Source organism: Barrientosiimonas humi (assembly GCF_006716095.1).
Taxonomy (GTDB): domain Bacteria; phylum Actinomycetota; class Actinomycetes; order Actinomycetales; family Dermatophilaceae; genus Barrientosiimonas; species Barrientosiimonas humi.
The window spans coordinates 557624-576132 of sequence record NZ_VFOK01000001.1 but is presented as its reverse complement, the minus strand read 5'-3'; the positions used below and the strand labels follow the sequence as shown (position 1 = coordinate 576132).

Below are 18509 nucleotides of genomic sequence, written 5' to 3'. Positions count from 1 at the left end.
CCCAGTCGGCCGGCGTCAGCCCGTGGAAGGACCCCCGTCATGCGCAGTCGTACCCGTCGTCCTGCCCTCCCGATCGTCACGGCCGCCGCCGCTGCCGCGTCGCTCGCCCTCGCCGCCTGCGGCTCCGACACCCTCGAGCCGGGCGGCAGCGCCTCCTCCGCCGCCCCGACGGTGAGCGCCACCAAGGACACCGCGCTGGCCGGCCAGGTGCCCGAGAAGTACAGGTCGAAGGGGACGCTCAACGTCGGCACCGACGCGACCTACCCGCCGAACGAGTACTTCGACTCCGACGGCAAGACGATCGTCGGCATGGACGTCGAGCTGCTGACGGCCGCCCTCGGCAAGCTCGGTCTGAAGGCCAACTTCCAGAACGCCGGCTTCGACAGCCTCATCCTCGGCATCAAGGGCGGCAAGTACGACCTCGGCATCTCCTCGTTCACGATCAACAACGAGCGCAAGCAGACGGTCTCCTTCACCTCCTACTTCACCGCCGGCACCCAGTGGGTCACCGCCAAGGGCAACCCCAAGAAGGTCAACCCCGACTCCCCCTGCGGCCTGTCGATGTCGGTGCAGAAGGGCACGGTGCAGGTCACCGACCTGCAGAACCGCAGCAAGAAGTGCACCGGCGAGGGCAAGCAGCCGATCAAGCTGCTCATCCAGGACAACCAGACCCGGGCCACCCTCGACCTGACCTCGGGCCGCGTCGACGCCATGGCGGCCGACCTGCCCGTCTCGGTCGACGCGGTCAACAAGAGCGGGGGCAAGCTGGAGCTCGTCGGCAAGAACTACGACTCCGCGCCCTACGGCGTGGCCTTCCCCAAGGGTGACGAGGCGTTCGGCCAGGCCCTCGCCAAGGCGTTCACCGCGATGAAGTCCGACGGGTCGTACGACAAGATCCTGGACAAGTACGGCACCAAGGCCGGCGCCATCAGCACCTTCGCCGTGAACCCCGCGACCGACTGATGTCGGCCGACACCTCCGCTCGGCCGGACGCGCCGGCCGAGCGACCGGGCAAGATCGACGCCAAGCCCGTACGCCATCCCTGGCGCTGGGTCGCGCTGGCGGGCATCGCCGTGGTCGTCGCGATGGGCATCAGCTCCCTGGTGACCAACCCCGCGTGGGACCTCGGCTTCGTGCCGAACGTCATGAACTACACGCCGGTGCTCGAGGGGCTCGCCAAGGGCACCATCGTCGTGACGATCGGGGCGATGATCCTCGGCGTGACGCTCGGCGTGACCCTCGCGGTGATGCGCCTGTCGGACAACCCGGTGCTGCGCGGCGTGGCGTTCGTCTACACCTGGTTCTTCCGGGCGATCCCGCGCCTGGTGCTGCTGGTCTTCCTCGGCAGCGCCGGCGCGCTCTATCCCGTGCTCGACATCGGGGTGCCGTTCGGCAAGGAGCTGTCGGACTGGGTGGGGCTGTCGAACGACCTGACGTTCTTCTCGCTCAACGTCAACGCCCTCTCGCAGACCATCTGGGTCGGCATCATCGGGCTCGGCCTGTCCGAGGCGGCCTACATGGCCGAGATCGCCCGCGCCGGCATCCTGTCGGTCGACACCGGCCAGAACGAGGCGGCCAAGGCCCTCGGCATGAGCAACGGCAAGGCGATGCGGCGGATCATCCTGCCGCAGGCGATGCGGGTCATCGTCCCGCCGACCGGCAACGAGACCATCGCGATGGTCAAGGACACCTCGCTGATGTTCGCCATCCCGATCTCGATGGAGCTGTGGTTCCAGGTCGACCAGGTCGCCAACGACACCTTCCGGGTCATCGGCGCCTACCTCGCCGGGTTCGCCTGGTACCTCATCATCTGCACGATCTTGATGATCGGGCAGTACTACCTGGAGCGGCACTTCGGCCGTGGCTACGGCACGCGCGAGAACAACGCCCGCAAGCTGGCGACGATGATCGGAAGAGGCGGTTCCTCCTGATGACCACCACCCGCGGTGACCAGGCGCTCGTCGACGCCGTCAACGTCACGAAGTCCTTCCACGGCAACGAGGTTCTCTCGGGCATCGACATCCAGGTGCACGAGGGCGAGGTCGTCTGCCTGCTCGGACCGTCCGGCTCGGGCAAGACCACCTTCCTGCGCTGCATCAACCAGCTGGAGACCATCGACGGCGGCCGGATCTTCGTCGACGGCGAGCTCATGGGTTACGAGGACAAGGGCGGCCAGCTGCACCGGCTGCACGACAAGCGGATCGCCGCCCAGCGCGGCGAGATCGGCATGGTCTTCCAGCGGTTCAACCTCTTCCCGCACAAGACCGCGCTCGAGAACGTCATGGAGGCGCCGGTCCAGGTCCGCCGCGTCAGCAAGGGCGAGGCGCGCCGCGCCGCGCTGGAGCTGCTCGACCGCGTCGGGCTGAGCGAGCGCGCCGACCACTACCCCGCGCAGCTGTCCGGCGGTCAGCAGCAGCGGGTCGCGATCGCCCGGGCGCTGGCCATGAAGCCGCGTCTGATGCTGTTCGACGAGCCCACCTCGGCGCTCGACCCCGAGCTCGTCGGCGAGGTGCTCACCGTGATGCGCGAGCTCGCCCAGGACGGCATGACCATGATCGTGGTCACCCACGAGATGGCGTTCGCCCGCGAGGTCGCCGACCGGGTCGTGTTCATGGACGGCGGCGTCGTCGTCGAGGCCGGCCCGCCCGAGGCGGTCATCGGCAACCCGCAGCACGAGCGCACCAAGGCCTTCCTGTCCCGCGTGCACGCCGAGGAGACCAACCGCGAGGAGGCGCTCACCGACCCGCTGCACGCGCACATCCACGACGACGCGACCGGCGCGAGCCGCGCCGGCGACGCCTGACCGGGTGCCGCTGCCTCTCGGCATCGCGGTCGTGCGCGGCCGCTCGATGGAGCCGACGTACGTCGACGGTGACCGCCTGCTCGTGCGCTACGGCGCGCGCGTGCGCGCCGGACGGGCCCACGTGGTGCAGCTGCCCGCCGGGCCCGACGGACCCCGCCCGCTCGCGGTGAAACGGGTCGTGCGAGCGGTCGGCACGCAGTGGTGGGTGGAGTCGGACCGCACCGACGCCCCGGGCGCCGTGGACTCCCGGTCGGTGGGGCCGCTGCCGGCGAGCGCCGTGGTCGCCCGGGTGCTGCTGCGCCTGCCCCGGCGCTGAGCGCTCAGCCCTCCTGCGACGAGGTCGCATCTGGCTGGGGCCCCTGCTCCCCGGCGCCGGCGCTGGGTAGCGTGCGAAGTGTTCGAGCCAGGCCACCAGACCGAAGGGATTCGCCCCATGCTTGCCCGTCTGTTCGCCCCCACCGTCGAGGTCAGCGCCCACTGCGACCTCCCGTGTGGCGTGTACGACCCCGCCCAGGCCCGCATCGAGGCCGAGTCGGTCAAGGCCATCTGCGAGAAGGTCGCCGACAAGCCCGACGACGCCGACTTCCGCATGCGCGCAATGATCATCAAGGAGCAGCGCTCCGAGCTGGTCAAGCACCACCTGTGGGTGCTGTGGACCGACTACTTCAAGCCCCCGCACTTCGAGAAGTACCCCCAGCTGAACACGCTGGTGAACGAGGCCACCAAGCTCGCCGGCGCGACCGGCACCAAGGGCAGCTTCGACGTCGATGTCGCCGACCAGCTGCTCGGCAAGATCGACGAGATCGCCAAGATCTTCGCCGAGACGAAGAAGGCCTCCTGACCACGGCCCAGCACGACTGACGAGGCGCCCCGGACCCAGTCCGGGGCGCCTCGTCGTCTCGCCGCGCGAGAGCCCGCGCGCCGTTGGGCAAAACCGGCCGCCGCGCGCCCCGGCTCCGGTAAGTTCGGCGTGCTTCTGGCCAGGTCGGCCACCAGCGCGAAGGAGGACGAAGGTGTCCCAGGACGTCCCGCGGCGCCCCGACGGAGTCCCCCCGTCGAACCGCCCCCTGCTGTGGGCAGCCGGCGTGCTGCTCCTGCTGCCCATGATCGCCATCGCCGCCGTGCCGACGTACGCCCGCACCGGCCCCAGGCTCGGCGCCTTCCCCTTCTTCGTGTGGTACCAGCTGCTGTGGGTCTTCCTCACGGCGGCCTGCACGCTGAGCGCGCACGCGCTGATCAAGCGCGCCCGCGGCACCGGCGCCCCCGCCGACCCGGTCGACACGATGCGCCGCGAGCACGGTGACGACGAGCAGGAGCCGCGCGCATGACCGGGCTGCTCGCGGCCGCACCGAGCGCCGCCGACCCCAGCACCCCCAACACGGGCGTCAACACCGTCGCCGTCGTCATCCTCGTGCTGCTGTTCGCCGTGGTGACGATCATGGGCTTCCTCGCCTCGCGCTGGCGCCGCGCCGACTCGCTGGACTCCCTCGACGAGTGGGGCCTCGGCGGGCGCAGCTTCGGCACCTGGATCACCTGGTTCCTGCTGGGCGGCGACCTCTACACGGCCTACACCTTCATCGCGGTTCCCGCGGCGATGTACGGCGCGGGTGCGGTGTCCGGATTCTTCGCCGTCCCCTACACGATCATCGTCTACCCGATGATCTTCTTCTTCATGTCGCGGCTGTGGTCGGTGAGCCACCGCCACGGCTACGTCACCGCGGCCGACTTCGTGCAGGGGCGGTACGGCTCGCGCGGCCTCGCGCTCGCGGTCGCCGCGACCGGGTTCATCGCGACGATGCCCTACATCGCGCTGCAGCTGGTCGGCATCCAGGCCGTCCTCGAGGTGGCCGGCATCGGCGGCAGCGACAACATCGTCGCCAAGGACGCGCCGCTGTTCGTCGCGTTCGCGCTGCTCGCGGCCTACACCTACTCCAGCGGTCTGCGCGCGCCCGCGATCATCGCGTTCGTCAAGGACCTGCTGATCTACCTGGTGATCATCGTCGCGATCCTCTACCTGCCGGGCAAGGTCGGCGGCTGGGACACGATCTTCTCCGCGGCCGAGCAGAAGATGAACACCCCCAACCCCGCGACGGGCAAGCCGACAGGGGCGTTCGTCCCCGCGTCGACCCAGCACATCGCGTACGCCACGCTCGCCTTCGGTTCGGCGATGGCGCTGTTCATGTACCCGCACTCGATCACCGCCGTGCTCTCCTCCAAGAGCCGCGACACGATCCGTCGCAACGCCTCGATCCTGCCGGCCTACTCGTTCGTGCTCGCGCTGCTGGCGCTGCTCGGCTGGGTCGCGATCGCGGCCGGCACCCAGCCCATCGGGCTCGACGGCAAGCCGAACCCGCAGCTCGTGGTGCCGCAGCTGATCGAGGACCAGTTCCCCGACTGGTTCACCGGGATCGCCTTCGCGGCCATCGCGATCGGTGCGCTGGTGCCGGCGGCGATCATGTCGATCGCGGCCGCCAACACCTTCACCCGCAACGTCTACAAGGCGTGGATCCGGCCCGAGGCGACCCCCGCGCAGGAGGCGAAGGTCTCCAAGCTGGTGTCGCTGGCGGTCAAGCTGTTCGCGCTGGGCTTCGTTCTCACGCTCGACAAGCAGAACGCCATCAACTTCCAGCTGCTCGGCGGCATCTGGATCCTGCAGACGTTCCCGGCGATCGTGTGCGGCCTCTACACCCGCTGGTTCCACCGGTGGGCGCTGCTGGCCGGCTGGGCGGTCGGCTTCGGCTACGGCACGTACGCCGCCTACACCGTGTCCAGCCCCGCGACCGAGCACTTCGGCGGCTCGCTGCTGGACATCCCGCTGATCAAGCAGCTGGGCTACATCGCGCTCACGGCGTTCGTGCTCAACATGCTCGTCGCCGCGCTGCTGACCCTGATCTTCCGGGCGGCCGGCGTGCCCGACGGCAAGGACGCGACGGCACCGGGTGACTACTACGCCGACGCCGGGGACCCGCGGGTCGACCAGTACGACCAGGACCCGTTCGAGCCGACCGTCGACGAGCAGGAGGGCGGCGCACGCGGCGCGGCCGGCCGGGCCTGACCTCGCGGCTCAGGCCGCGCGGGTCACCCGCTCGGTGACCTCGGTCAGCGCGTCGACGACCTCGGGGTCGTACTCGTAGCCGAGCCCCAGCAGGATCCGCTCGAGCGCGGCGTCGCGGTCGCCGCGCGTGCCGCCGAGGTCGTCGAAAGCGTTGCAGACCTTCAGGATTCGCGCTGCCCGTGAGAGCGGACGGCCCTCCTCGCGCAGGATCCGGAACGGCGTCGGGTGCTCGCTGATGATGGTGGCGGGGCGGTCCATCGCCTCGGTGCGCCGCACGATCGCGGCGCCGTCGTCGGCGATTCGCTCCTGGTCGACGGGTGCGAGGCCGACGGTCGCCCCGCCGGGGATCGGGTCGCGCAGCGCGACCTGACCGATGTCGTGCAGCAGCGCGGCGGCCTCGAGGTCGACCAGCTCGCGGTCGGTCAGGTGCATCGCCCGCCCGACGACGTCGCACAGCGCCGCGACGCGCTCGGAGTGCCCCTCGCGGGTGTATCCGGCGAGGTCGGTCATCCGCGACAGCGCGGCGATGGACTGCTGCCGGGCGCGACCCGCGCGGCGCTGGCGCTGGATGGCGAACCCCATCAGCACCAGCGGGGTGAGGAACAGCGGCACGGCGAACAGACTGAGCGCCCGCAGGCCGAGCGCCACCACGACGGCGGCCGACATGGCGGCCAGGGTGACCGGGAGGGCCGAGCGCACGTCCTCCTGGAAGAAGTGCCACCGCGCGCGATGACCGCCGCGCGGCCGCAGGAGGAGCTGCAGCGCGAACGCCAGCACGGTCGCGGCCAGCAGCACCGCGAGCATCAGCAGCGCCACCTGCCAGCGCACGTGGGTGCCGTCGGTCGCGGCAGCCACCAGGGTGCGACCTCCCGGACCGAGCGGCACCTCGCGATAGACGACCGCGACGAGGGACAGGACGAGCAGGCGTACGGCGTAGTGGTGGACCCGGGGCCGCCCGCCCGTGCGGTGCTGGAGCCAGGCCGCGCCGAGCAGCATGGCCGCGACCTGGGCGATGACCACCTCGGCCGCGCCGTAGCCGAGCGTGCGCCCGTCGAGCTCGCCCGCGAGCGCGAGCCCTGCGGTGGCGGCCCCGGACAGCGGGAACATCATCGGGTGGTCCTGCCCGTCGAGGCGCAGCGCCTCCCCGGCCAGCATCGCGAGGAAGAAGCAGCCGAGCACCATCAGCTCGGGGGTGCCGAGCCGCTCGCCCCGCAGGCGCAGCACGAACGCGACGATCACGGTGAGAGCGGCCAGCACCACGACGAGGGTCTGGGCCCACGGCCGCGGCTGCACCCGGGCCAGCCCCGGCGTCGCGGCCTGCCCGGTGGGAACGGAGGACTCCCCGCTCACCGCGGCACCCCCGAGGCCATCAGGTCGGACACCTCGGGGGCGTCGTGGTCGAGCGGCAGGTCGGGGCCGGCGGGGCGCGGCCGGTCGACGATCCGGCCGCGGTCCCACGCGGCGCGCAGCGCGGCGACGCAGCGCGGGTCCAGGTGGGTGCCGGCGCGGGCGTCGACGATCTCCAGCGCCTGCTCCGGCGGCATCCGGTCGCGGCCCCAGGTGAGCGCGACGTAGACGTCGGCCACGGCCACGATGCGCGCGAGCAGCGGGATCCGCTCGGCGGCGAGGCCCTGCGGATAGCCGTCGCCGTCCCAGCGCTCGTGGTGGTGCAGGATCGCGCTGCGCGACTCCTCCAGGAAGTCGATGTGCTGCAGCATCTGCACGCCGCGGGTCGGGTGCTCGGCGATGCGCCGCGCCCGGTCCGGCGTGAGGTGGCGGGCCTCGCCGCGCTCGGGCGGGGCGATCAGCCCCACGTTGTGCAGCGCCGCCGCGAACTGCAGCGCCTCGGACATCCGCGGGGTGAGGCCGAGCTGCTCACCGATGGCCTCGCAGACTTCGCCGACCCGCTCCCCCTGTCCGCGCCGCTGGGCGCCGCGAGTCTCCACGGCAGCCACGAGCGTGCGCACGGTGCGCAGCTGGGTCTCGCGCTCCTCGACCAGGCCGCTGATCGACCACTGGGCCAGCATGAGCGGGGCGACGACCAGCAGCAGGCTCAGCGGTCCGAGCCGCTCGACCTGCCAGAGCACGACGAACAGGAACCCGACGAGGCCGTAGCCGAGGTAGAGCACGAGACCGTCGCGCGAGGTGTGCAGGAAGGCGAAGCGCAGAGACGTTCCCCCTGACAGCCGCAGGATGCCGGCGATCAGGGCGGCGTTGAGCAGCATCATGACCAGCGTGGCGACCAGCAGGGGCAGCAGCAGGCCAGCCAACAGATCCGTGACGCCGGAACTGGCTCCGAAGACCATGGCCCCGCCCGCGCCGAGATAGACGCAGCCGCCGGCCAGGCCGATGAGGCCCGTCTGGGCCATATTGAACGCCCGCGCGATCGCAGGCGTCCCGCGCGGCTGGACGAGCGCTGGCAGGGCGCCCACCAAGGCAGCCCCCACCGGGCCGACAAGCGGGATGGCTGCGGTCAGGATGACGGAGATGAACGAGACGGAGGTCCTCCGCTCAGACTCCACGCGCCGCAGCAGCTCCGCCGCCAGCCCAAGACCGATCAGCAGGGCGAGCGTCGGTGGGTGCAGGCGAACCGGGCCCCACCATGTGCCGGCCGCCACACCGAGCGCGAGTGCCAGCAGCAGTGCCGAGACGTAGCGCCAAGGCCACGGACCCCTCGCCGGGAGCCGTGGGGGCTCTGGCGAGGGGTCCGCAGTGTGTGAGGGGTTAGCGCTTGGAGTCACTTGCCCCCGGGACCAGGGTTCCAGCCGATAACAGTCGGCGACTGGGGAACCGAGCCGGACAGGAGCAAGAGCAGCTGCTCGTTCATGGACTTCCTCTCGTCGACCCCACGATCGGGGGACCGGGGGGTGCGCGGTGCCATGAGGGGACATGACAACGCGCATTCTGCCATGCGGAAGACGCGCTCGGTTGGGTGCCGTGCCGCCGAATGTGCGACGATGGCGGGCGATTCCGGCTCTCGTGCCGGAGCGAACCCAAGGAGATCTCCATGAGCAAGCGCGCCCGCAAGCGTCGCTCGCGCAAGGGCAAGGGCGCCAACCACGGCAAGCGCCCCAACGCCTGAGCCGACGAGCCAGCGCACAAGAACAGCCCCCGCAGCGCCATCACGGCGCACGGGGGCTGTCTCGTGCTCGGGGTCGGACGAGCCGGGCCGGATCAGCCCTGGCGGCGCACCTCGACGGTGGTTACCGACACGGTGGTGATCTGGGTGAGGATCTGGGCCCGCAGCTTCTCGGGGGCCTGCTCGCAGGCGCACGAGCGGCGGACGAGCGCCTTGAGCAGCTGGTCACGCTCGTACTCCGTCACGCAGGGCGGGCACTCCTCGAGGTGCTGCTTGAGGCGGGCCACGTCACGCTCGTCGAGCTCGCCGTCGAGGTAGGCGTAGATCTGCTCGATGACGGCCCGGCAGTCGGGCTTGTCGATGGACTGCTCAGCGGTCACGACCGAGCCTCCTCACGCACGAAGCCACGCTCGACGGCGTAGTCGGTGAGCAGCTCGCGCAGCTGGCGACGCCCACGGTGCAGGCGCGACATCACGGTGCCGATCGGGGTGTCCATGATCTCGGCGATCTCCTTGTAGGCGAACCCCTCGACGTCGGCGAGGTAGACCGCCATCCGGAAGTCGTCGGGGAGCTCCTGCAGCGCCCGCTTGACGTCGTCGTCGGGCAGGTGGTCGAGCGCGTCGGACTCGGCCGAGCGCAGACCCGTCGAGCTGTGCGACTCGGCGCGGTGCAGCTGGTAGTCCTCGATGTCGGCCGCGTCGGACTGCTGCGGCTGGCGCTGCTTCTTGCGGTAGCTGTTGATGTAGGTGTTGGTCAGGATCCGGTAGAGCCAGGCCTTGAGGTTGGTGCCGGGCTTGTACTGGTGGAAGGCGGCGTACGCCTTCGCATAGGTCTCCTGCACCAGGTCTTCGGCGTCGGCCGGGTTGCGCGTGTTGCGCAGCGCGGCGGAGTAGAGCTGGTCGAGGTAGGGCATCGCCTCGCGCTCGAACCGAGCGGCACGCTCGGCCTGCGACTCGTTGGCGACGTCGACCTCGCTGTCGCGACCGGCGTCGGCAGACGCGGTGCCAGGGGCGTGGGTGTCACTCATCGCGCCCCAGCCTAGTGCGCCGGGCTGACCGCCTCCTGTGCCCGAAAGCATGGGCTCGGGCACGGCGCCGGTCGGTGCGTTCGCTGCCAGCAGCAAGGGTCCTCCTCGGGAAAATCGCTCACCCCCTGCAACGGCACCGGGGTGGCGCACATTCCCACCCGGGAGGGGGTGGGGGCCGGCGGTCAGGCATGGGCGGGCAGGCCGCCGAGCCAGTCACGGACGGCCGCGAGCACGTCGTCGGGGTGCCGACTGAAGCTGTGGTCGCCGCGCGCGGCGAAGACCTGGGCCTGCGCCCCCAGTGCGGCGCGGACGTCGTCGGGTGTGCCGAACGGGTCGCGCTCCCCCTGCACGACGCCGAGCGGCAGCCCGGCGTCGAGCACCAGCTGCGCCTCGAAGGCCCGCGACTTCTCCGGCTTGCCGGGCGGGTGGAGCGGGAAGGAGAGCGCGAGCACGGCGTCGGCGCCGACCTCGGTCGCCGTGCGGCACGCGACGCGCGCGCCGGCGGAGCGACCGCCCTGGATCAGCGGCCGCGGCAGCGCCCAGCGGCCGCTGGTCAGGGCGGCCACGATCGGCAGCCACGCCTGGTCGAGCACGGGCGGGCGCGGGGCCAGCTTCTTGCCGGCGACGCGCCAGGGCTGCTCGACGAGGACGTACGTCCACCCGTCGTCGACGAGTGCGGTGAGCGCCTGCAGGTCCTTGGCCTCGATGCCGCCGCCTGCGCCGTGACTCAGCACGATCGACCCGCGGGGTTCGCGCGCCCGCTGCACGTGCGCGCGGGCGAGACCGACCGGCGTCTCGATCTCCTTGACGCTCAACGGAACTCGCCCCCGAGGATCTCACCCGTCTCGGGGTCGACGACCCCTTCGAGCTCGGACTCGGCGACCGGCTCGACCAGGCCTGGGCCGTTGCTGCGACCCGACCCGACGCCCCGCCCGACCGGCCACGCCTCGAAGCGCCCCGTGGGTGCGTCGGCGAGCAGCGCCCGCACCTCGTCGGGGTCCGTGGTCGCCGGGTCGAGCCAGTCGGCCCAGCGGTCACGGTCGAGCACGACCGGCTGCCGGTCGTGGATCCGGTCCAGGCCCGGCTCGGCGGCCGTGGTGACGATGGTGAACGAGGCCAGCCAGGCGTCCGGGTCGTCGTCGGCGAGCGAGCGGCCGCGCCAGAACTCGTAGAGCCCCGCGAAGGCCAGCCGGTCGCCGTCGGCCCGGTGCACGAAGAACGGCTGCTTGCGCGGTTTGCCCTTGGCGTCGAGGGCGGTCGGGCTGACCTGCCACTCGTACCACCCGTCGGCGGGCACCAGGCAGCGCCGCGCGACCGCGGCCTTGACGAACGCGCCCTTGTCGAGCAGCGTCTCGGAGCGCGCGTTGATCATCCGCAGCCCGACCTTGGGGTCCTTGGCCCACGCGGGCACCAGACCCCAGGTGAGCAGCCGCAGCTGGCGCTGCGGCGGGGCCTCGCGGTCCTCGCGCGGGGCGCGGGTGAGCACGACGGGCGCCTGCTTGGTGGGGGCCATGTTGTAGTCGGGCGTGCCGGCGGGCGGCGACTGCGGCGACTTCAGCACGCTGCGGGTGATCTCGTGCAGGCGCTCCTCGTCGACCTCGAACTCCTCGACGAGGTCGTCGGGGCTCGCGCTCGCGGCATAACGACCACACATGCCGATCAGCCTACGAGCGACCCCCGGCTCCCCTCGCCGCCGCGCCCGGGACCGCATAACGTAGGTCGCATCCGTTGACACGCCCCAACCCGAGGAGCGCACATGCTGATCCGGCGTCTGGCCCGGCCGATGCTCGCGTCGTACTTCATCGTCGAAGGTCTCAACCGGCTGCGCAAGCCGCAGGAGGCTGCGGCCGAGGCGGCCCCGTTCGTCGAGATGGCCGCCCAGCAGACCGGCCTGCCGAACAACCCCGAGCTGGTCGTCCGCACGAGCGGCGCGGCCCAGCTCTCCGGCGGCGCCCTGCTCGCGACCGGCCGCTTCCCGCGCCCGGCGTCGGCCCTGCTCGCCGGCGCCCTCGCGCCGAGCACCTATGTGCACCAGGCGTTCTGGGCCGAGTCCGACCCGAAGGTCAAGGCTCAGAAGAAGGCGAACTTCCTGCGCAACGTCGCCATCCTCGGCGGCGTGATCCTGGCCGCGGTCGACACCGAGGGCAAGCCCAGCCTGCGCTGGCGCGCGGCGGCCGGTGCCGCCGAGACCGGCCGCAGCGCCCGTCGGGCCGCCCGCAGCGCGCGCCGCGAGGCCAAGCTGCTGGCCCGTCAGGCAGGAAATTCACTGCCTTGAGTTCTGCTCATACCCACCCCGGCACCGTGACCACCGACTGGCCGGCGCCCGTCGCCGACGGGCCCATCGACGCCACGGTCACGGTGCCGGGCAGCAAGTCCCTCACCAACCGCTTCCTCGTGCTGGCCGCGCTGGCCGGCGACGAGAGCCTGCTGCGGCGGCCGCTGCGCTCGCGCGACACGCTGCTGATGGCGCAGGCGCTGCGCTCCCTCGGCACCGTCATCGAGGACACCGACGACGGCTGGCTCGTGACCCCGGCCCCGCTGCGCGGTCCGACCCAGGTCGACTGCGGCCTCGCCGGCACGGTGATGCGCTTCCTGCCGCCCGTCGCCGGCCTGGCCGACGGGCCGGTGCACTTCGACGGCGACCCGCACGCCCGCACCCGGCCCATGGGTCCGGTGCTCGGAGCGCTCCGGACGCTGGGCGTACAGATCGACGACGAGGGTCGCGACGGCATGCCGTTCACCGTCCAGGGCGTCGGGACGGTGCCCGGCGGGTCGGTGCGATTCGACGCCTCGGCCAGCTCGCAGTTCGTCTCGGCGCTGCTGCTCGCGGGCGCCCGGTTCGAGCAGGGCGTGCGCGTCATCCACGACGGCAAGCCGCTGCCCTCGCAGCCGCACATCGACATGACCGTCGAGGTGCTGCGCGACGCCGGCGTCATGGTCGACGACACCGACGCCAACACCTGGGTCGTCGAGCCCGGCGAGATCCACTCCCTCGACGTCGAGGTCGAGCCCGACCTGTCCAACGCCGCGCCGTTCGTCGCCGCCGCGCTCGTCGCGGGCGGGACCGTGCGGGTGCCGGCCTGGCCGCAGTTCACCACCCAGGCGGGCGACGCGATCCGCGACATCCTCGACGCGATGGGCGCCGACGTCGCCCTGACCCGCGACGGACTCACCGTCTCCGGCACCGGCGAGATCGTCGGCATCGACATCGACCTGCACGACGTCGGCGAGCTCACCCCCGTGGTCGCCGCGCTCGCAGCCCTGGCCGACTCCCCCTCGCACCTGCGCGGCATCGCGCACCTGCGCGGGCACGAGACCGACCGGCTCGCCGCCCTCGCCACCGAGCTCAACCGGCTCGGCGGCGACGTGAGCGAGACCGAGGACGGGCTCACCATCCGGCCCCGGCCGCTGCACGGCGACCTGTTCCGCACGTACGCCGACCACCGGATGGCCATGGCCGCCGCCGTGCTCGGTCTGCGGGTGCCCGGGCTGGTCATCGAGAACGTCGAGACCACCGGCAAGACCCTGCCCGCCTTCCCGCGGTTGTGGGAGCAGCTGGCCGGGGTCGGGTGAGGCAGGCGTGAGCGGTCGTCGGGTCTATGACGAGTCCGACGTCCGCGTGCGGCCGAACCGGCGCGGCAGCCGCCCCCGCACCAAGGACCGGCCCGCCCACCTCGACGCCGTCGTCGGCATGGTCGTCGCCGTCGACCGCGGCCGCTGGACCGTGCTCGTCGACGATCGGCTGGTCACCGCCATGCGCGCCCGCGAGCTCGGCCGCACCAGCATCGTCGTCGGCGACCGGGTGGCGCTGGTCGGCGACACCACCGGCGCCGAGGGCAGCCTCGCGCGCATCGTGCGGGTCGAGGAGCGCAGCACCCTGCTGCGCCGCACCGCCGACGACACCGACCCCGTCGAGCGGGTGCTGGTGGCCAACGCCGACCAGCTGGCGATCGTCACCGCCCTCGCCGACCCCGAGCCGCGGCCGCGCATGGTCGACCGCTGCCTGGTCGCGGCCTACGACGCCGGCATGGACCCGCTGCTCGTGCTCACCAAGGCCGACCTGGTCGACCCCGAGGGCTTCCTCGGCCGCTACGCCCCTCTCGACGTCCCCTGGGTCGTCACCCGGGTCGTCGACGGGCAGGTCGTCGGCCTGGATGACGTACGCCAACGGCTGGACGGGCGGGTCAGCGTGCTCGTCGGGCACTCGGGTGTCGGCAAGTCCACCCTGGTCAACGCGCTGGTGCCCGACGCGGCGCGGGCCACGGGCGACGTGAACGCCGTGACCGGGCGCGGCCGGCACACCTCGACGTCGGCGGTCGCCCTGGAGCTGCCCGAGGGCGGCTGGGTGGTCGACACCCCGGGGGTGCGCTCGTTCGGGCTGGCGCACGTCGACCCCGGGCGGATCGTGCACCTGTTCCCCGACCTCGAGCCGGGCACCGTCGACTGCCCGCGCGGCTGCACCCACGACGAGGACGACTGCGGTCTGGACGCCTATGTCGCCGCCGGCCACGCCGGCCCGGCGGGCGAGGCACGGCTGGAGTCGCTGCGCCGACTCCTGCGATCGCGTACGGGCGGGGACTGAGCTCAGCCGCGGAAGTACGGCACGATCAGCCAGATCCCGAACGCCGCGGCGGCCGCGACCACCGCGTAGCCCAGCCACGCGGCCGTGCGCACCCCGCGCGAGCGCTCGGCCGCGTCGCTCACCAGCAACCGGGTCGAGACGGCGAACAGCACGACGATCAGCACCGCTCCCACCACCGTGGTGAGCGCGACGTCGAGCAACGCCTGCCAGTCGATGTCGATCGGGGTCTCCTCGGTCAGTCTCGGGCGGTCAGCGGCGGCTGGTGGCGGTCTCGGGCTCGGGCAGGTCGGCGACCGAGTCGGCCCCCGGACGGGCCAGGACGACCACGTCGGACTGCTCGTTGACGTTGGCGTGCGACACGGCCGCGCGGCGGCTCACCCGCCAGATGATCGCCGAGAACACCGCGAGGATGACGACGACCAGCAGCGAACCGCCGGTGCCGAGCCGGGTCAGCAGGGCGGCGAGCGCCCCGACGGCGCCGGCCGCGGGGAGGGTCAGCGCCCAGGCGTACGCCATCCGCCGGGCGGTCCCCCACCGCACCTCGGTGCCGCGGCCGAGCCCCGACCCGAGGATCGAGCCGGAGGCGACGTGCGTCGTCGAGAGGCCGAAGCCCATGTGCGAGGAGGCGAGGATCGCGACGCTGGAGGAGGTCTCGGCGGCGAAGCCCTGCGGCGACTGGATCTCGACCAGGCCCTTGCCCATCGTGCGCATGATGCGCCAGCCGCCGGAGTAGGTGCCGAGGCCGATCGCGAGGCCCGCGGCGACGATGACCCACAGGTGCGGTCCGGTGCCGCTGGCCTGGTAGCCGCCGGTGACGAGCACCAGCGTGATGACGCCCATGGTCTTCTGCCCGTCGGAGGTGCCGTGCGCGAGCGCCACGAACGACGCCGACACGGTCTGCCCCGCCCGGAACATGCGTGCCCCGCCCTCGCGGTCGGCGCCGCGCATCACGCGGTAGGCCGCGCGGGTCGCGAGCGCCGCGGCCAGGCCGGCGACGACCGGGGCGACCACGGCGGGCAGCAGGATCTTGGAGACGATCACCGGCCAGTGCACGCCCGAGGCGCCGGCTCCCACCAGCACCGCACCGATGAGCCCGCCGAACAGGGCGTGCGAGGAGCTCGAGGGCAGGCCGAGCAGCCAGGTCAGCAGGTTCCACAGGATCGCGCCGCACAGCCCGGCCAGCACCATCTCGGGGGTGACGAAGCTGTCGTCGACCATGCCGCCGCTGATGGTCTTGGCGACCTCGGTCGACAGGAAGGCCCCGACGACGTTGAGCACCGCGGCCAGCGCGACGGCCCGGCGGGGAGTCAGCGCGCCCGTCGCGACGGAGGTCGCCATCGCGTTCGCGGCGTCGTGGAAACCGTTGGTGAAGTCGAAGACGAGCGCGACGATCACGACGATGGCGACGATCAGCAACGTGGCCGAGAGCATGCAGCGCGGACACTTCCGGGTTCGGGGATTCGCACCCCTGGCAGGCGCGACGGATCAAGGAAACCACAGACGTACGCAGCGTGAACATTCATGGGTGTCCTCTGCATCTCGGCCCCCACCGACCCGGCCGAGCGGGGGCCGACCGGGCGGTCGCGACGCCCACGCAGCGGCTCCGACGTCCCCGGCCCGGCGGGTCCGGTCGGCTACGGTCGGCCCGTGCCCTCGTACGACGACGACCTGCGCCTGGCGCACGTCCTGGCCGATGCGGTCGAGCCCACGACGACGGGGCGCTTCCTCGCCGACGACCTCGTGGTCGAGACCAAGCCCGACCTCACGCCGGTGTCCGACGCCGACACCGCGGCCGAGGAGCTGCTGCGCGCCCAGCTGAAGCGCACCCGACCGCGCGACGCCGTGGTGGGCGAGGAGCTGGAGTCCACCGGCCACGGTCCGCGGCAGTGGATCATCGACCCGATCGACGGCACCAAGAACTTCGTGCGCGGCGTCCCGGTGTGGGCCACGCTGATCGGCCTGGTCGTCGACGGCGAGCCGGTGCTGGGGCTGGTGTCGGCGCCTGCGCTGCAGCGGCGCTGGTGGGCCGCGCAGGGCTCGGGCGCCTGGACCGGCCGCACGCTCACCCGCGCGCGGCGCATCTCGGTCTCCCAGGTGCGCACCGTCGCCGACGCGTCGATCAGCTTCGGCGACGTGCGCGACTTCGACCGGATCGGCCGCGGCGAGCAGGTGCAGCAGCTGGTCGCGGACGCCTGGCGGGTGCGGGCGTACGGCGACTTCTGGTCGCACATGCTCGTCGCCGAGGGCGCCGTCGACGCCGCGCCCGAGGCCGAGCTCGCGGTGCACGACATGGCCGCCCTCGCGCCGATCGTCACCGAGGCCGGCGGCCGGTTCACCGGACTCGACGGGCGCGACGGGATCTGGTCGGGCAACGCGCTGTCGAGCAACGGCCTGCTGCACGAGGAGCTGCTGGGCCGCCTCGGCTCCCAGGATGCGGCCGGCTGACACTTCGGTTTCGAAAGACTGCCATGATGGCGGTGTCGCCCGATGACGTGCACACCGAAGGAGCCAGTCATGACTGCCGTCAGCACCGAGATCCCCCAGCGTCGTGAGCTGGTCACCGAACTTCCCGGGCCCAGGTCCCGCGAGCTCGCCGAGCGGCGCAGCGCCGCCGTCGCCGCAGGCGTCGGCTCGGTCATGCCCGTGTACGTCGCCCGCGCCGGCGGCGGGATCGTCGAGGACGTCGACGGCAACCGGCTGATCGACCTGGGCTCCGGCATCGCCGTCACGAGCGTGGGGTCGGCCGCTCCGCGCGTCGTGGAGGGCGTACGTCAGCAGGTCGGCGAGAGCACGCACACCTGCTTCATGGTCACGCCGTACGAGGGCTACGTCGACGTCTGCGAGAAGCTCGCCGAGGTCACCCCCGGCGACCACGCCAAGAAGTCGGCGCTGTTCAACTCCGGCGCCGAGGCGGTCGAGAACGCCGTCAAGATCGCGCGCTACGCCACCGGCCGCCAGGCGGTCGTCGCGGTCGACCACGCCTACCACGGGCGCACCAACCTCACGATGGCGCTGACCGCGAAGGCGATGCCCTACAAGAAGGGGTTCGGACCGTTCGCCAGCGACGTCTACCGGGTGCCGACGTCCTACCCCTTCCGCGACCCGGAGGGGATGACCGGTGAGCAGGCCGCGCAGCGCGCGATCCTCGCGGCGGACAAGGCGATCGGCGCCGACCAGATCGCCGCGGTCATCATCGAGCCGATCCAGGGCGAGGGTGGCTTCATCGTGCCGGCGCCGGGCTTCCTGTCGGCCCTCGCGGCGTGGTGCAAGGACAACGGCATCGTGTTCATCGCCGACGAGGTGCAGAGCGGCTTCTGCCGCACCGGCGCCTGGTTCGCCAGCGACCACGAGGACGTCGTGCCCGACCTGGTGACCACGGCCAAGGGCATCGCGGGCGGTCTGCCGCTCGCGGCGGTCACCGGTCGCGCCGAGCTGATGGACGCCGTGCACGGCGGCGGCCTGGGCGGCACCTACGGCGGCAACCCGGTCGCGTGCGCCGCGGCGCTCGGGGCGATCGAGACCATGGAGGCCGAGGACCTCGCCGGCCGCGCGCGCGAGATCGAGACGATCATCGGCGACCGGCTGCGCGAGCTGCAGGCCACCAACCCGGCCATCGGCGACGTGCGCGGCCGCGGCGCGATGATGGCCGTCGAGGTCGTCAAGCCCGGCACCAAGGAGCCCGACGCCGAGCTCACCGCCGCCGCCGCCAAGCGCTGCCACGAGCAGGGCGTGATCGCGCTGACGTGCGGGACGTACGGCAACGTGCTGCGCCTGCTGCCCCCGCTGGTGATCAGCGACGACCTGCTGCGCGAGGGGCTCGACGTGCTCGCGGACGCGTTGTCGCCGAAGGGCTGACCGCCCGGCCGGCATCGTCGACGGCGGCACAGGCTGTGTTGTCTTGCCGCGTCTCCTCCTCCGGCCGGGCTCGCAGGCTCACCCGCCCGGCATCGTCGACGGCGGCAC

21 protein-coding genes are annotated in these 18509 nt (G+C 72.3%); 13 read left to right on the top strand and 8 right to left on the bottom strand.

Annotation, left to right across the window (positions count from 1 at the left end; all coding sequences use genetic code 11):
* The first annotated feature begins 39 nt into the window (after nt 1–39).
* The 7 genes from FB554_RS02795 (at nt 40) to mctP (ending at nt 5858) form a co-directional block, all read left to right on the top strand.
* Nucleotides 40–963: an ABC transporter substrate-binding protein gene (locus tag FB554_RS02795; RefSeq protein ID WP_142004535.1), complete on the top strand. Its 924-nt coding sequence runs from the start codon at nt 40–42 to the stop codon at nt 961–963.
* Entirely contained in the window at nt 963–1931 is a 969-nt protein-coding gene (locus tag FB554_RS02790; protein ID WP_142004534.1) for an amino acid ABC transporter permease, read from the top strand. Before FB554_RS02795 ends, FB554_RS02790 begins: the two co-directional genes overlap by 1 nt.
* The gene (locus FB554_RS02785; protein ID WP_142004533.1) at nt 1931–2803 is read left to right on the top strand and encodes an amino acid ABC transporter ATP-binding protein; all 873 of its coding nucleotides are present in this window, start codon (nt 1931–1933) and stop codon (nt 2801–2803) included. Before FB554_RS02790 ends, FB554_RS02785 begins: the two co-directional genes overlap by 1 nt.
* Nucleotides 2804–2807: 4 nt before the next feature.
* Nucleotides 2808–3119 carry a S26 family signal peptidase gene (locus FB554_RS02780; protein WP_236022237.1) on the top strand — a complete coding sequence of 104 codons (312 nt, stop codon included), beginning with the start codon at nt 2808–2810 and terminating at the stop codon, nt 3117–3119.
* 117 nt (nt 3120–3236) lie between these two features.
* Nucleotides 3237–3644 carry a superoxide dismutase, Ni gene (sodN, locus tag FB554_RS02775; RefSeq protein ID WP_142004532.1) on the top strand — a complete coding sequence of 136 codons (408 nt, stop codon included), beginning with the start codon at nt 3237–3239 and terminating at the stop codon, nt 3642–3644.
* Nucleotides 3645–3816: 172 nt separating this feature from the next.
* Entirely contained in the window at nt 3817–4131 is a 315-nt protein-coding gene (locus FB554_RS17285; protein WP_211344519.1) for a DUF3311 domain-containing protein, read from the top strand.
* Nucleotides 4128–5858 carry a monocarboxylate uptake permease MctP gene (gene mctP / locus FB554_RS02765; RefSeq protein WP_142004530.1) on the top strand — a complete coding sequence of 577 codons (1731 nt, stop codon included), beginning with the start codon at nt 4128–4130 and terminating at the stop codon, nt 5856–5858. Before FB554_RS17285 ends, mctP begins: the two co-directional genes overlap by 4 nt.
* A gap of 9 nt (nt 5859–5867) precedes the next feature.
* Here the strand turns inward: mctP and FB554_RS02760 are convergent, their stop codons facing one another.
* Both FB554_RS02760 and FB554_RS17775 read right to left on the bottom strand, forming a co-directional pair.
* A complete protein-coding gene (locus FB554_RS02760; protein WP_142004529.1) occupies nt 5868–7208 on the bottom strand; it encodes an HD-GYP domain-containing protein in 1341 nt (446 codons plus the stop codon).
* Nucleotides 7205–8227: an HD-GYP domain-containing protein gene (locus FB554_RS17775; protein ID WP_170206760.1), complete on the bottom strand. Its 1023-nt coding sequence runs from the start codon at nt 8225–8227 to the stop codon at nt 7205–7207. Before FB554_RS17775 ends, FB554_RS02760 begins: the two co-directional genes overlap by 4 nt.
* 638 nt (nt 8228–8865) lie before the next feature.
* Here FB554_RS17775 and FB554_RS17915 point away from each other — a divergent pair.
* Nucleotides 8866–8940 carry a 50S ribosomal protein bL37 gene (locus FB554_RS17915; protein WP_370587309.1) on the top strand — a complete coding sequence of 25 codons (75 nt, stop codon included), beginning with the start codon at nt 8866–8868 and terminating at the stop codon, nt 8938–8940.
* Between the two features lie 92 nt (nt 8941–9032).
* Here FB554_RS17915 and rsrA read toward each other — a convergent pair whose 3' ends face one another.
* The 4 genes from rsrA to FB554_RS02735 all read right to left on the bottom strand — a co-directional run bounded on the left by rsrA (nt 9033) and on the right by FB554_RS02735 (nt 11618).
* Entirely contained in the window at nt 9033–9317 is a 285-nt protein-coding gene (gene rsrA, locus FB554_RS02750) for a mycothiol system anti-sigma-R factor (protein WP_236022236.1), read from the bottom strand.
* The gene (locus tag FB554_RS02745) at nt 9314–9964 is read right to left on the bottom strand and encodes a sigma-70 family RNA polymerase sigma factor (RefSeq protein ID WP_170206759.1); all 651 of its coding nucleotides are present in this window, start codon (nt 9962–9964) and stop codon (nt 9314–9316) included. Before FB554_RS02745 ends, rsrA begins: the two co-directional genes overlap by 4 nt.
* A gap of 182 nt (nt 9965–10146) precedes the next feature.
* Nucleotides 10147–10779 (bottom strand): alpha/beta hydrolase family protein, encoded by a 633-nt coding sequence (locus tag FB554_RS02740; protein WP_142004527.1) that lies wholly within the window; start codon nt 10777–10779, stop codon nt 10147–10149.
* Nucleotides 10776–11618 carry an SOS response-associated peptidase gene (locus FB554_RS02735; protein ID WP_142004526.1) on the bottom strand — a complete coding sequence of 281 codons (843 nt, stop codon included), beginning with the start codon at nt 11616–11618 and terminating at the stop codon, nt 10776–10778. The genes FB554_RS02740 and FB554_RS02735 overlap by 4 nt, the downstream gene beginning before the upstream one ends.
* A 102-nt stretch (nt 11619–11720) precedes the next feature.
* Between FB554_RS02735 and FB554_RS02730 the strand changes: the two genes are divergently transcribed.
* From FB554_RS02730 to rsgA, 3 genes are read left to right on the top strand one after another with little or no spacing between them, the layout of a single operon-like run.
* The gene (locus FB554_RS02730) at nt 11721–12239 is read left to right on the top strand and encodes a DoxX family protein (RefSeq protein ID WP_142004525.1); all 519 of its coding nucleotides are present in this window, start codon (nt 11721–11723) and stop codon (nt 12237–12239) included.
* A complete protein-coding gene (gene aroA / locus FB554_RS02725) occupies nt 12236–13537 on the top strand; it encodes a 3-phosphoshikimate 1-carboxyvinyltransferase (RefSeq protein ID WP_142004524.1) in 1302 nt (433 codons plus the stop codon). Before FB554_RS02730 ends, aroA begins: the two co-directional genes overlap by 4 nt.
* 7 nt (nt 13538–13544) lie before the next feature.
* Nucleotides 13545–14546: a ribosome small subunit-dependent GTPase A gene (rsgA, locus tag FB554_RS02720; RefSeq protein ID WP_142004523.1), complete on the top strand. Its 1002-nt coding sequence runs from the start codon at nt 13545–13547 to the stop codon at nt 14544–14546.
* A gap of 2 nt (nt 14547–14548) precedes the next feature.
* Here rsgA and FB554_RS02715 read toward each other — a convergent pair whose 3' ends face one another.
* Both FB554_RS02715 and FB554_RS02710 read right to left on the bottom strand, forming a co-directional pair.
* Nucleotides 14549–14746, bottom strand: a complete 198-nt coding sequence (locus FB554_RS02715; protein ID WP_142004522.1) for a hypothetical protein — start codon at nt 14744–14746, stop codon at nt 14549–14551.
* A gap of 49 nt (nt 14747–14795) precedes the next feature.
* Complete coding sequence (locus FB554_RS02710) at nt 14796–15977, bottom strand: inorganic phosphate transporter (protein WP_142004521.1); 1182 nt, start codon at nt 15975–15977, stop codon at nt 14796–14798.
* A gap of 216 nt (nt 15978–16193) precedes the next feature.
* On the opposite strand from FB554_RS02710, the gene FB554_RS02705 reads away from it, so the two are divergent.
* Together FB554_RS02705 and gabT are read left to right on the top strand one after the other, a co-directional pair.
* A complete protein-coding gene (locus FB554_RS02705) occupies nt 16194–16991 on the top strand; it encodes an inositol monophosphatase family protein (protein WP_236022235.1) in 798 nt (265 codons plus the stop codon).
* A gap of 69 nt (nt 16992–17060) precedes the next feature.
* Entirely contained in the window at nt 17061–18401 is a 1341-nt protein-coding gene (gabT, locus tag FB554_RS02700; protein WP_142004519.1) for a 4-aminobutyrate--2-oxoglutarate transaminase, read from the top strand.
* Nucleotides 18402–18509: the final 108 nt, after the last annotated feature.

Bases quoted from the DNA above. Each gene is read 5' to 3' on its own strand.
- FB554_RS02710 (WP_142004521.1), bottom strand. From the start codon at position 15,977: ATGCTCTCGGCCACGTTGCTGATCGTCGCCATCGTCGTGATCGTCGCG.
- FB554_RS02745 (WP_170206759.1), bottom strand. From the start codon at position 9,964: ATGAGTGACACCCACGCCCCTGGCACCGCGTCTGCCGACGCCGGTCGC.
- mctP (WP_142004530.1), top strand. From the start codon at position 4,128: ATGACCGGGCTGCTCGCGGCCGCACCGAGCGCCGCCGACCCCAGCACC.
- sodN (WP_142004532.1), top strand. From the start codon at position 3,237: ATGCTTGCCCGTCTGTTCGCCCCCACCGTCGAGGTCAGCGCCCACTGC.
- FB554_RS02735 (WP_142004526.1), bottom strand. From the start codon at position 11,618: ATGTGTGGTCGTTATGCCGCGAGCGCGAGCCCCGACGACCTCGTCGAG.
- gabT (WP_142004519.1), top strand. From the start codon at position 17,061: ATGACTGCCGTCAGCACCGAGATCCCCCAGCGTCGTGAGCTGGTCACC.
- FB554_RS02795 (WP_142004535.1), top strand. From the start codon at position 40: ATGCGCAGTCGTACCCGTCGTCCTGCCCTCCCGATCGTCACGGCCGCC.
- FB554_RS02785 (WP_142004533.1), top strand. From the start codon at position 1,931: ATGACCACCACCCGCGGTGACCAGGCGCTCGTCGACGCCGTCAACGTC.
- FB554_RS02730 (WP_142004525.1), top strand. From the start codon at position 11,721: ATGCTGATCCGGCGTCTGGCCCGGCCGATGCTCGCGTCGTACTTCATC.
- FB554_RS17775 (WP_170206760.1), bottom strand. From the start codon at position 8,227: ATGGCCCAGACGGGCCTCATCGGCCTGGCCGGCGGCTGCGTCTATCTC.
- FB554_RS02790 (WP_142004534.1), top strand. From the start codon at position 963: ATGTCGGCCGACACCTCCGCTCGGCCGGACGCGCCGGCCGAGCGACCG.